The sequence below is a fragment of the Enterobacter cloacae complex sp. 309I3 genome (genome assembly GCF_050031595.1).
Taxonomy (GTDB): Bacteria; Pseudomonadota; Gammaproteobacteria; order Enterobacterales; family Enterobacteriaceae; genus Enterobacter; species Enterobacter cloacae.
On sequence record NZ_JBLGWI010000001.1, the window covers coordinates 50,490 to 63,118 of the forward strand.

A 12,629-nucleotide genomic window follows, 5' to 3' on the forward strand; every position below is an offset into this window, starting at 1 on the left:
ACTTAATTGCTTGCGGTCTCAGCGGTACCGACGGTTGCCTGAGCTTTCTGCTCTTCGTTTTTCATCAACGTACGCTCGTAAGCACGCAGGAACGGCAGGTACATCAGCGCTGACATCACCATACAGATGAGACACATCACCACCGGGCTCAGCGCCCAGTTGGCGGCCCATGAGGCGCCAATTGGTGCGGGCGTGGTCCACGGCGTTAACGATACCACCTGTGCCAGCCAGCCCAGTTTGGTTGCCGCGTACGCCAGGCACGCATTCACCAGCGGAACACACACGAACGGGATAAACAGCATCGGGTTCATGATAATGGGGGCGCCGAACAGGATCGGTTCGTTGATGTTAAAGAAGCTTGGCACAACGCCCATTTTGCCGATGGTGCGTAAGTGCGTTACCCGGCTACGCAGCAGCAGGAAGGCCAGCGGCAGCGTGGAGCCTACGCCGCCAATCAGCAGGTAGTGATCCCAGAAGCCCTGCAGGTAGACGTGTGGCAGTGCCGCACCGGCCGCCAGAGCCGCCTGGTTTGCCGACAGGTTCGCCATCCAGAACGGGTTCATGATGCCGGTGACAATCAGCGAGCCGTGGATACCGGCGAACCAGAAGATCTGGCACAGCAGCACGGAGAGCAGAATGGCAGGCAGCGAGTCAGACGCAGAGACCAGCGGTTCCAGCAGGTGCATAATCGCCTGTGGGATGATCATGCCGGTCTGCGCCTCGATAAACAGGTTCAGCGGATGCAGGGTGCCAATCACCACCATCACCGGGATCAGGATCTCAAACGAACGCGCCACGCCGGTCGGGACTTCCTTCGGCAGACGAATGGTCACGTTGTTCTGCTTCAGCCACGCATAGACGCGGGTGGCGTAGATGGCGGTGATCAGCGCAGTGAAAATCCCCTGACCAGACAGGTACTGGGTGGAGATCTTACCGTCCGCATACGGCGCGGCGACCAGCAGGAAGGCCATAAAGGCCAGCAGGCCGGACATCACCGGGTCGAGATTAAACTGACGCCCCAGGCTCGCCCCGATCCCCACCGAGATGAAGAAGGTCATCACGCCCATGCTGAGGTTAAATGGCAGCATCAGCTGTTCGCGATAAGTCTGGGAGAAATCCAGCCAGCCGCGGGCAAAGCTGTTGGTGGTATCCGCCGAGAACGGCGGGAAGATGAACACCAGCATAAACGAGCCGATGATCATAAACGGCAGCGCGGCAGTAAAGCCGTCGCGGATGGCAATCACATACTTTTGCTGGCCGAGCTTCGCGGCCAGCGGGGTAATTGACTGCTCAATCACCGCGACCATGGATTGATATAACGAACTCATGTGAACACCTTTTAGTGTGCCGCTTCGATGAGCGACAGAGCATAGTCCAGTACTTTATCGCCACGCTGCATGCCGTAGTCCATCATATCGATGGGCTGGACCGGAATGCCTTTTGTGGCCGCCTTGTCTGAGAGTGTCTGTAACATGTATTTCACTTGCGGTCCGAGAAGCACCACCTGATATTGCGGAAACTGCGTATCAAATTCGGAAACGCCGTACGCATCAATTTTTACCGCCAAACCGCGTTCTTTCGCCACATCGACCATTTTGCTGACCAGCAGGCTGGTGGACATCCCGGCAGAGCAGCAGAGCATAATCTTGAACATCGACAACCATCCTCAAAATGTAAATAGATATTGCGGTAATGATTGGATATCAGATGGAAACCGGTTTCCATTTATAAAAGACAGAAGTGTGACAACCATCAAGATCCCTTATATATGAGGCTAATTAACCCGATGTGCGTCACAGAATTTGGCTGTTTTGACATCATTTTGAGTGGAAACGGAAAATCGGTTTCCATGGAAAACGGAAACGGATATACTCCTTACTGGCTATAATGTGAGCCGTAGCGGTAATGGAATTTGCAGGCGCGAGATAAGCCTGTCAGGGGAAAAAGATGTCGACAATCAATGATGTATCACGTCTTGCCGGGGTGTCGAAAGCCACGGTATCGCGAGTGTTGAGTGGGTCGCGTGGCGTAAAGGAAGCCAGCCGTCAGGCCGTTCTGAAAGCGGTAGATGAACTGAACTACCGGCCCAATGTGATTGCGCAGTCGCTGCTGAGCCAGTCGACGGGGTGTATCGGGGTGATTTGCGCGCAGGAGAATATTAACCAGACGACCGGTTATCTGTACGCGCTGGAAAAACAGCTCAGCCAGCATCAAAAACACCTGCTGCTGCGCTTCGCCCATAGCAAAGCGGACGTGCTGCACGCCCTGGAAGAGCTCTCCTGTGGGCTTTGCGATGACATTCTGGTAATTGGCGCGCGTTTTCCACTGGATATCGACATGGATAACGTCATCCTGGTTGACTGTATGGGCTCAGAAAATCCCAACAGCATCCAGTTCGATCACGCCTTCGCCGCCGAAACCGCCTGTAACTACCTTACCAGCCAGGGACGCCGCCAGATTGCCCTGATCCATCCGCACGGTAGCGGCTTTGCCGATCAGGTGCTGCTGGGCTACAAACATGCGCTGGAAAAAAATTTCCTGCCCTTCAACCGCAACCTCGTGTTTATGGACGCGACCTCCTCGTCCGTGGCGCTGCAGGAGCTGCTGAATAACGCCAGCACGCTGAATTTCAACGCATTACTGGTTGCGGACGAGCAGGAAGCGCAGCGGGTGATCCCGCAGTTGCAGGCGTTTAATAAATCGGTGCCGGAGGACATCATGGTCTTCAGCCTTGCCGGATCGCTGCATCTGCCAGGCATTCCGGTGATCCCGGCCATTGAGTATTCCATGGATGCCATGGCGGCGCGCATCGTGAGCTGGTTGACGGAAAAAACACAGATGCTCGGGTCGTACGTGCTGCGCGGGGATTTGATCATTCCGGATGTGCGTAAGCGTTAAAAATGTTGTGCAGGCCGGGTAAGGCGCAGCCGCCACCCGGCGAGAAGCACGTTTCCAGCCCTCAATAATCCTCCATAGAATCCACTCGCCGCATATCCGGTTTACTCAATCCCACCCCCCAGCGACTGCCACAGCGTGATGCGGTTTTCCAGGTCGGTTTGCTGCAGCGATATCAGTGATTCCTGCGCCGACCACAGCGACCGCTGCGCGGTCAGTACCGTCAGATAATCCCCTGCACCCGCCTGATAGCTGCGGGTCGCCACATCCAGCGTTTTTTGCTCGGCCGCAACGTATTCACGCTGGGCATCAAGCTGCTCGCTGAGCGTTTCACGGCGTGCCAGCGCATCGGCCACGTCTTTAAACGCGCTCTGGATGGTTTTCTCGTAGGTGGCGATCAATCCCTTCTTCTCCGCTTCCGCGTAGCGCAGCTGGGCCAGATTGTTACCGCCGCTGAACAGCGGCAGGGTGATGGACGGTGCGAATGACCACACCTTCATCCCGTGGCTGAAGAGGAACGAAAGCGAATCGCTGCCGACGCCCGCACTGGCGGTCAGTGAAATGGTCGGGAAGAAGTTGGCGCGCGCGGCACCGATATTGGCGTTGGCGCTCAGCAGGTTGTGCTCCGCCTCCTTAATATCCGGGCGACGCAGCAGCGCGCTGGAACTGACACCCGCCGGGATCAGTGTGATGGCGTTATCGCTCAGGCTCTCCAGCGTACCCGGCAGCAGAGTGTCCGGCACCGTGTCACCCGCCAGCAGATTAAGGGCGTTTTTGTCCTGCATTACCTGCGTTTGATAGCTCGCCACGCTGGCTCGCGCCTGCTGGTAAACCGCCATCGCCTCGCTGACGTCCGTAGCCGCCGCCACGCCGACCTGCTGCTGACGCTTCACTATCCTGAGCGAGCTGGCGGCGCTCTCCATCGTCGATTTTGCCAGCGCCAGGTTGCTGTTATCGGCCGCCAGGGTCACCCAGGCGGTGGTCAGTTCGCTGACCATCGTCAGGCGCGTGTTCTGCGCGGTAAATTCACTGGCAAGCCAGGTTTCACGTGCTGCGCGCGACAGGCTCTGGTTGCGGCCAAACAGATCCAGCTCGAAGCTGGAGACCGTGCCGTTGGCCTCATCGCTGGTCGCGACACCGCTTGCCAGCGTGCGGCTGCGGGTGTGGCTCAGCTCCGCGTCCACCGTCGGGAACAGGGACGATCGCGTTTCGCCGTACTGGGCGCGCGCGGCGTCAATATCGGCAATCGCTTTTTGCAGGTCGCGGTTGCTGTTGAGCGCCATCGTCACTACGCCTTTCAGGCGCGCATCGTTCATCACCTGTTGCCACTGACTCACCACGGCGGTGGCTTCGCCGTGCGCACCCGGCAACGTCGCCGGGACGGGCGCAGCCGGGCGCTGATACGTGGGATCTAAAGAGACGCAGCCCGCGCTCATCAGCGCTAACACGAAAACAGATAAACGAAACATTATGACCTCCGGTTGCTGTGTTTACCGGAGAACAGACGTTTCACCAGTACAAAGAATAACGGAACGAAGAAGATCGCCAGCAGCGTGGCGGCCAGCGTCCCACCAATAATGCCGGTACCGATCGCCACCCGGCTGTTGGCCCCTGCACCGGTGGCAATCGCCAGCGGCGTCACGCCTGCAATAAACGCCAGCGAGGTCATGATGATGGGGCGCAGACGCGTCTGGGCAGCACGCAGCGCCGCACGTGTCAGGGAGTAGCCTTCGGCGACTTTCGCCTCGGCAAATTCAACAATCAGAATGGCGTTCTTCGACGACAGGCCGATGGTGGTCAGCAGTGCCACCTGGAAGTAGACATCATTGTTCAGGCCGCGCAGGGAGGCGGCAATCGCCGCGCCCAGCACCCCAAGCGGGATCACCAGGATGACGGAAATCGGTACCGACCAGCTCTCATACAGCGCCGCCAGACACAGGAACACCACCAGGATCGAGAGGGCATACAGGCTCATGGCCTGGCCACTCGCCAGTTTTTCCTGTAAGGACAACCCGCTCCACGCCCAGGTGCTGCCGGACGGCAAATTATTCGCCAGCTGCTCCATTTTGCTCATCGCCGTACCGGAACTGGCGCCACTGGCGTTCTCGCCCTGAATTTCATACGCCGCCGAGCCGTTGTAGCGCACCAGGCTTTCCGGGCCATACTCCCAGCGGGTGGTGGCAAAGGCGGAGAACGGGGTCATGGTGCTGTCGCTACCGCGTACATACCATTTGTTGAGATCGGACGGCACGGCGCGATAGTCGCTGTCGCCCTGGATATAGACCTTCTTCACGCGGCCGCGATCGATAAAATCGTTCACGTAGGTGCCGCCCCATGCGCTGGAGAGGGTGTCGGTGACGTCGCTCAGGGAGAGCCCCAGCGACACGGCTTTATTGTTGTCGATATCCACCTGAAGCTGCGGCATCTGCGGCAGATCGTTGGCGCGAACCGCGTGCAGGGAGGCATCCTGATTCGCCTCGCCAATCAACTGGTTACGCAGCTTGAGCAGCGTGTCGCGGTCGGTGCCGCCGCTCGCCATCAGCTCAAAGGTAAAGCCATTGCTCTGGCCCAGGCCGTCCACCGCCGGTGGCGTCATGGCAAAGATGGTCGCATCGCGGATGGTGCTCAGCTCCTGCGTGGCGCGCAGGGCAATGGCCTGAGCGGTGTTTTCATCCCCCTTACGTTCGGACCAGTTTTTCAGGGAGACAAACGCCATCCCGGCGTTCTGGCCGCTGCCGCTAAAGCTGAAGCCCTCAATGGTGAAGATAACGTTGGTGTTGGCTTTCTCTTTGGTGAGGAACCATTCGCGCACCTGGCGGCTGACTTCGGCGGTACGTGTCGATGTTGCGCCGGCTGGCAGGGTGTACTGCACCATGATTTCGCCCTGGTCTTCCGTCGGCAGGAAGCTGCCCGGCAGTTTCAGCATCGCGAACCCCATCGCGCCGCAGAGCAGGGCGTAGATGACCAGCATGCCGCCGGAACGGCGCAGGGCGCGCAGCACCTTGTTCTGATAGCCATGCTCGGTCTTGCTGTAGAAGCGGTTAAACGCGCCGAAAAAGCCCTTCTTATGTGGGGCGGTGTGGCTCAGAATCGAGCCGCACAGCGCAGGCGTCAGGGTTAATGCCACCACCACGGAAAGGAGCATCGCCGAGATAATGGTGACCGAGAACTGACGGTAAATCACCCCGGTGGAGCCGCCAAAGAAGGCCATCGGCAGGAACACCGCAGAGAGCACCAGCGCAATCGCTACCAGCGCACCGGAAATTTCGCCCATCGATTTTTCCGTGGCTTCCCGGGCGGGCAGCCCTTCGTCGCGCATAATACGTTCGACGTTTTCCACCACCACGATGGCATCATCCACCAGCAGCCCTATCGCCAGCACCATCGCAAACAGGGTCAGGGTGTTGATGGAGTAGCCGAACAGCGCCAGTACGCCAAAGGTGCCCAGCAGAACCACCGGAACGGCCAGCGCCGGGATCAGCGTGGCGCGGATGTTTTGCAGGAAAAGGTACATCACCACGACCACGAGGATAATGGCTTCGAACAGGGTCTGAATGACATCCTCAACGGAGATTTTGATGAACTCGGTGCTGTCTTTCGGGTAGGCCACGTCGTAGCCTTCCGGCATCGACTTTTTGAACTCGGCGATTTTCTCTTTCACCGCCGTGGCGGTATTGAGCGCGTTAGCGCCCGGTGAAAGCATCACCGCCATCCCCGCGGCCGGGTGGCCGTTCAGCTTCGCGGTGGAGGTGTAATCTTCGCTGCCCATCTCCACGCGTGCAACATCGCTGATGTGTACCACCGCGCCGTTAGACTGGCTCTTGACGATGATATTTTTGAACTGATCCACCGTCTGCAGACGCGACTGGGCGCGCACGGTGGCGGTCAGCTGCTGGGCGTTCGACGAAGGCAGCGCGCCGATTTTACCGGCGGAAACCTGCACGTTCTGCGCTTCAATCGCACTTTGCACATCTGACGGCATCAGCGAGTAGGACGCCAGCTTCGCCGGGTCGAGCCAGATACGCATCGCGTATTCCGCACCAAACACCTGCAGACTCCCGACGCCATCCACACGCGCCAGCGGATCCTGCATATTACTGACCAGCCAGTCGGCGATATCCGAGCTGCTGGCGGTGTCGGTTTTGTCGTACACCCCCATGATCAGCAGGAAGTTGCTCTGCGATTTCTCGACGGTGATCCCGGACTGCTGTACTTCAGTCGGCAGGCGTGATTCCGCCTGCTGGACTTTGTTCTGCACCTGGACCTGCGCGGTGTCCGGGTCGGTCCCCTGTTCAAAGGTGACGGTAATGCTCACCGAGCCGTCCGAACTGCTGGTGGAGGTGAAGTAGAGCAGGTTATCCAGCCCGGTGAGCTGCTGCTCAATCACCTGCGTCACGCTGTTTTCCAGCGTCTGCGCGGAGGCACCGGTGTAGGTGGCGGAGATCTTGATCGACGGCGGGGCGACGTCCGGGTACTGCGCAACCGGCAGCGTGCGGATCGCCAGTATCCCGGCGAGCATGATGAGGATGGCGATCACCCAGGCAAAGACCGGGCGACGCACGAAGAAACGGGAAAACATCAGGCATTTCCTCCGTTGGATTTCATCTCTTCGGCCTTCACCTGTTGGCCGGCGGTGACTTTGTCAGTGCCTTCCACAATCAGCCTGTCACCCGCCTTCAGACCGCTCAGCACCAGCCATTTATCGCCGTAGGTGTCACCCGTTTCCAGCTGACGTAGCTCCACCTTGTTGCTGGCGTTCACCACCAGCGCAGTGGCTTTGCCTTTGGCATCACGGGTAATGCCCTGCTGAGGGGCCAGGATCGCGTCATTCATGATGCCCTCGTCCACGCTGGCGCGGACAAACATTCCCGGCAAAAGCTGATGCTGTGGGTTCGGGAAGACGGCGCGCAGGGTGACCGAGCCGGTCGATTCATCCACCGCCACTTCGGTCAGCGCCAGACGACCCTTTTCGCTGTAGGTGCTGCCGTCTTCTAGCTGCAACGTGACGCTGAGCGTATCGCTGTTCGAGGCGAGGGTTTGTTTGCGTAATCGCAGCAGATCGGCACTCGAACGCGTTAAATCGACATACATGGTGTCCAGCCCGCGAATGGTGGCCAGCGCGGTGTCCTGCTGAGCGGTCACCAGCGCGCCGGGCGTGACGGAGGAGATGCCGATGCGTCCGGCAATCGGCGCGGTGACGGTAGTCCAGTTGAGGTTAATGCGCGCGCTCTCCTGCGCGGCTTTCTTTGACTCGACGCTGGCCTTGTCCTGCGCGCAGGTGGATTTCGCGTCTTCCGCATCCTGGCGCGACACGCCGTCGTCTTTCACCAGCTGCGCATAGCGCCGGGCTTTCTGGCAGTCGGCCTGCACCAGCGCTTGCGCCTGTTTCAGCGCCGCGGCGGCTTCATCAAACGCGGCGCGGTAGCTGGAGGGATCGATCTGATACAGCGCTTGTCCGGCTTTCACGGTATCGCCTTCGGTGAACAGCCGTTTCTGGATAATGCCGCCCACCTGTGGGCGAACTTCGGCGCTCATTGCGGCGGTGGTACGCCCGGTCAGTTCACTGACGACGGACACCGGCTGGCTCATGAGTGTGACAATCCCCACTTCCGGAAGAGGACGTTGGGGAGCAGATGTTTGCGCATTATCACACCCTGTCAGGAGGAGTAATGCGGCGATGGAGGTTGTTATCTTTTTCATCATCTTTTTCCAGGGTGAACGATGCCCGCCCTGTTAATGGCTTAACAAGGAGGAGGGCGTTTTAAAGGCACAGCGATACCGTATCTCTGGCAGAACCAGAAATGGTAAACCGGGAAATTACCTGTTCCCGTTAATTATTCACATGCGATTACTTCGCAGTGAAAAGCATATTTAAAATATTCTGATAAATCGGCTCTAATTGTTCTGACGGCACGTTTAAAGGCGTAAGCCGACGGTAAATTGTGCCTTCGATCATCACGGCGGTAATCTCCACGCAGCAGCGAATATGTTCATCACTTAAATGAGGAAACTGCTTTTTCAGGTGCGCACAGGCGTTGCTAAACATGCGGGCCTCGGCTGCGGTTAACATGGCGGCCACCTGCGGATTACGCGTCGCCTCGGCGGACATTTCGAGCATCAGCGCATCGTCGTCTTCGTTAATCGTCTGACGCCAGGCGAGCGCCTGCGGCATGCCTTCCACCACCGTTTTGTCCTGCATTCCCTCGATACGGGAATCGATAATACGGCGGATCATCTCTTCAATAATCGCGTCTTTGTTACTGAAATAACGGTAAATTTGCCCGACGCTGAGTTTCGCCTCGCTGGCGATTTGCGACATACTGGCCGCATGAAATCCACTGGCGCGAAAGCAGCGGCGCGCGGCGGTGATGATCTCGTCCTGACGTTGTTTCTGCCGTTCTTCCAGTTTTGTGCTCATCGTCGATTACCGGGTAAAAAAGTGAGAATGATCGTTCTCATTATACGTTTTGGGTGCGTATTGGAAAGGCTTTTTTTATTTACATATTGAATGAATATTTCAGGATTTAAAAAATGGAGGAAATAAGGAGTTTTTATGAAGGTTAACCTGTGAGATATTCAGATTGCGTGGAAAATAAGGAGAAGAATATGCACCTGAGCATAACAGAAAAAGTCACACCCGCAGAAAAAGAAGAGTTATTTGTGGGATTAAGAGCTTACAACGCCCAGTTTTTAGATATGACGAACTTTAGTGGTGATATTGGCGTTTACATGCGAGACGAAAAGGGCGTCATGCTGGGTGGATTAATCGGCGTGCGAAAAGGTGAATGGCTGAATATTGATTATCTCTGGGTGAGCGATACCGTGCGGGGAACCGGCGTGGGCAGCCAGCTTATCAAAACGGCGGAAGAAGAAGCCAGACGTAAAGGCTGCACACATGCCCTGGTCGACACGGTCAGCTTCCAGGCGCGTCCGTTTTATGAAAAACAGGGGTACCAGCTGCAGATGTCTTTGCAGGATTACCCGTATCCAGGCATGCAGCGTCATTATCTGACGAAAGCGCTTTAGGCCCGGCAAGCATCGAGATTCATCGCCCGGTGGCGCTACGCTTACCGGGCCTACACATCCTCCGCCAGGTAGGCCGGGTAAGCGCAGCGTCACCCGGCAATAGACCGCATATAACCTATCCTTCTTATTGATTCCTTTTCGGTTTTTATTTCACCGCCTCGTTGCCGATATAGTCACTGAAACGTTCATCAAAAGGATAGGTCTTGTGAAACTTCGATTGGGTGCTCTGGTTCTCGCGGGTCTGCTGCTGGCAGGATGCGATCAAAGTGGCAGCGATGCCAAACACATTAAAGTCGGCGTAATCAACGGCGCGGAGCAGGATGTGGCTGAAGTCGCCAAAAAAGTGGCAAAAGAGAAATACGGTCTGGATGTGGAGCTGGTCGGGTTTAGCGGTTCGCTGCTGCCCAACGATGCCACCAACCAGGGAGAACTGGATGCTAACGTCTTCCAGCATCGTCCGTTCCTTGCAGAAGATAACAAGGCGCATAACTACAAACTGGTTGCCGTAGCGAATACCTTCGTCTTCCCGATGGCCGGTTATGCCCGCAAAATCAAATCCGTGTCTGACCTGAAAGACGGGGCGACCATTGCCATCCCTAATGACCCCACCAACCTCGGTCGCGCGCTGCTCCTGCTGCAAAAAGAGAAGCTGATTACCCTGAAACCGGACGTGGGCCTGCTGCCAACCGCGCTGGATATCACCGCTAACCCGAAAAAACTGAACATTATGGAGCTGGAAGGGGCGCAACTGCCGCGCGTGCTGGATGACCCGAAAGTGGATGTTGCCATCATCAGCACCACCTATATCCAGCAAACCGGGCTTTCCCCGGTGCATGACAGCGTCTTTATCGAAGATAAAAACTCGCCGTACGTGAACATCGTGGTGACGCGCGAAGACAATAAAGACGCAGAGAACGTAAAGGAATTTATCCAGTCCTATCAGTCACCGGAGGTAGCGAAGGCGGCGGAGACCATTTTTAACGGCGGAGCGGTGCCGGGCTGGTAATGCCCACGGAGTTTACACCGTCACGCTGGCATCTATCCGGCTTTCCGGCCAGAGGAAACCCTGGCCAAACCGTGCCCCTGAGGCGCAGGCTCGCTGTAAGTCCTGCGCGGTTTCAATGCCTTCGACGACAACAGCCCGGGCAATCTTCTCTCTGACGAAGTGAACCAGTGTGTCAAAGCGGGCGGGAGAGCTCAGCTCTGAGCGGTCCAGCTTGATGCCATCTACCGGCAGAGCAAGACGCGCATAGTCGTCTGCCAGTTCCTGAGTCAGATCATCCAGCCAGACTTTCCAGCCCGCCGCCTTAAGCTGAAGCAGGGCGTGATGGATGCCGCGTTGATCTGCGGCACTCATGCGGGTCACGGTTAACGGATCCTGAATTTCTATCGTTAAGCGCTGCTGGTGACGTAGCGCAAGCAACAGGTCGATGGCTTTAGCATCAAGCAGCTGGTCTGCCGGGAGATTAAGCCAGTACTGGCCTTTGTCCGGCATCTGCAGCAGCGTATTGGCCTGCCAGAAAAAAATTTGCAGCGCGCTGCGGGTGGGCAGTGAGGCGAAGAGTGCGTCAAGATTTACGTTGTGGATCTCCACCAGAACCTCATGCGCCACCGCCTGGCCGGAATGCAAATCGACTAAAGGCTGAAACCGCAATCCGGTGATGGCATGCAGCAGGGGAGAGGGAAGCACGGTGTACATGACAAGACCTGCAGAAAAAAAGGTTCCCGCGGACACGGGAACAAAGGCAAACGACACACGGTCGGGAAGTTAATTCAGGATCCAGCGAATGCTCTGATAGAACGAGGGGCCCCGCACGGCCTTCAGCTTATTCATGGCATTGTTTTTGTAGAAATAAACCAGCCTGACGTTGCAGCCGAGCTGACGGGCAATTTGCTTGGTTTTCAGGTTACATGAATAGCCCCGCAGCACGCTCGCTTCCTCGTTGGAGAGCCTTGCAGGGCGCTGCCGCGTCGTAATGCTCACGTTGTAATGGTTTAACGCTTTTGGCGTCTGGCTCATCAGGATTTGCCACATCGCCTTGATATCCCCCAGCGACACGCGCTTATTGATGACCCCATCCACATGCTTAAATTTCAGAAAACCGACGGATAACGAATAGATATAGATCCTCGCCGCTGGCTGTTTTTCTTTAATGCGCAGAATATCTTCATTGGGCGTAATCATAAAACTGCCGATATTCAGTGGATCATAAATGACGATGTCCCAGGTTCGTTCGCTGAGGAGAAAATCTTCAATATTGCTGAACCCATGGAAAATAACATCCCGATGCGCGTCAGGTTCACGGTTGCCAAGATATTGCAGGCCAATCATTGTGAACTCACAACTATCAATAACGGCCACATGTATTGTTTCTTTCATGGTCATTCTCCTTTAGTTGGGCACCCGGTCCGTGTAAGAGAAACAGTAATTTGAATCGTGCGGTCACCCATGCCTTTGTCGCGAGACATGGCATAAAATGTATGCCAGGAGAATGTATTGCGTAAAGCCAATCCCTTTTATTATCGAAAGATAAAATTCAAAAAATATTTTAAGGTGAGATCTAATATTTTTAATCTTCTTATAATATTAGAGATAGATTTTTATCCTGAGAAATGGCGTTTGTTAAGGTTTGATATGGATAAAGCACTCTTTTTATGGGGTTTTCAGGCGGGGTTTTAGCACGTTTTGGGTGTTGGTTCGCCACTTG

Annotated in this window: 11 protein-coding genes; 3 read left to right on the top strand and 8 right to left on the bottom strand. The window is 56.3% G+C overall.

Going from position 1 to position 12,629, the window contains the following annotated elements:
* Window positions 1-2: 2 nt before the first annotated feature.
* Both ACQG22_RS00250 and ACQG22_RS00255 read right to left on the bottom strand, forming a co-directional pair.
* Window positions 3-1,328: a PTS cellobiose transporter subunit IIC gene (locus ACQG22_RS00250; protein ID WP_013094821.1), complete on the bottom strand. Its 1,326-nt coding sequence runs from the start codon at window positions 1,326-1,328 to the stop codon at window positions 3-5.
* 11 nt (window positions 1,329-1,339) lie between these two features.
* Entirely contained in the window at window positions 1,340-1,654 is a 315-nt protein-coding gene (locus ACQG22_RS00255; RefSeq protein ID WP_013094822.1) for a PTS sugar transporter subunit IIB, read from the bottom strand.
* A 293-nt stretch (window positions 1,655-1,947) separates the two neighbouring features.
* Between ACQG22_RS00255 and ACQG22_RS00260 the strand changes: the two genes are divergently transcribed.
* Window positions 1,948-2,898, top strand: coding sequence for a LacI family DNA-binding transcriptional regulator (locus ACQG22_RS00260; protein ID WP_013094823.1), 951 nt, complete (start codon window positions 1,948-1,950; stop codon window positions 2,896-2,898).
* A 101-nt stretch (window positions 2,899-2,999) separates the two neighbouring features.
* Here the strand turns inward: ACQG22_RS00260 and ACQG22_RS00265 are convergent, their stop codons facing one another.
* The 4 genes from ACQG22_RS00265 to ACQG22_RS00280 form a co-directional block, all read right to left on the bottom strand.
* Entirely contained in the window at window positions 3,000-4,364 is a 1,365-nt protein-coding gene (locus ACQG22_RS00265; protein ID WP_369706843.1) for an efflux transporter outer membrane subunit, read from the bottom strand.
* Complete coding sequence (locus tag ACQG22_RS00270) at window positions 4,364-7,474, bottom strand: efflux RND transporter permease subunit (RefSeq protein WP_029881863.1); 3,111 nt, start codon at window positions 7,472-7,474, stop codon at window positions 4,364-4,366. The genes ACQG22_RS00265 and ACQG22_RS00270 overlap by 1 nt, the downstream gene beginning before the upstream one ends.
* Window positions 7,474-8,595: an efflux RND transporter periplasmic adaptor subunit gene (locus tag ACQG22_RS00275; RefSeq protein ID WP_058678984.1), complete on the bottom strand. Its 1,122-nt coding sequence runs from the start codon at window positions 8,593-8,595 to the stop codon at window positions 7,474-7,476. The genes ACQG22_RS00270 and ACQG22_RS00275 overlap by 1 nt, the downstream gene beginning before the upstream one ends.
* A 148-nt stretch (window positions 8,596-8,743) precedes the next feature.
* Window positions 8,744-9,313 carry a TetR/AcrR family transcriptional regulator gene (locus tag ACQG22_RS00280; protein ID WP_013094828.1) on the bottom strand — a complete coding sequence of 190 codons (570 nt, stop codon included), beginning with the start codon at window positions 9,311-9,313 and terminating at the stop codon, window positions 8,744-8,746.
* Window positions 9,314-9,501: 188 nt separating this feature from the next.
* On the opposite strand from ACQG22_RS00280, the gene ACQG22_RS00285 reads away from it, so the two are divergent.
* Entirely contained in the window at window positions 9,502-9,921 is a 420-nt protein-coding gene (locus ACQG22_RS00285; RefSeq protein WP_020686446.1) for a GNAT family N-acetyltransferase, read from the top strand.
* A 205-nt stretch (window positions 9,922-10,126) separates the two neighbouring features.
* Window positions 10,127-10,927: a lipoprotein NlpA gene (gene nlpA, locus ACQG22_RS00290; protein ID WP_335279076.1), complete on the top strand. Its 801-nt coding sequence runs from the start codon at window positions 10,127-10,129 to the stop codon at window positions 10,925-10,927.
* Between the two features lie 12 nt (window positions 10,928-10,939).
* Here the strand turns inward: nlpA and ACQG22_RS00295 are convergent, their stop codons facing one another.
* Both ACQG22_RS00295 and ACQG22_RS00300 read right to left on the bottom strand, forming a co-directional pair.
* Window positions 10,940-11,620, bottom strand: coding sequence for an EAL domain-containing protein (locus ACQG22_RS00295; RefSeq protein WP_335279077.1), 681 nt, complete (start codon window positions 11,618-11,620; stop codon window positions 10,940-10,942).
* A gap of 69 nt (window positions 11,621-11,689) precedes the next feature.
* A complete protein-coding gene (locus ACQG22_RS00300; RefSeq protein ID WP_013094832.1) occupies window positions 11,690-12,301 on the bottom strand; it encodes a helix-turn-helix transcriptional regulator in 612 nt (203 codons plus the stop codon).
* Between the last annotated feature and the right edge of the window lie 328 nt (window positions 12,302-12,629).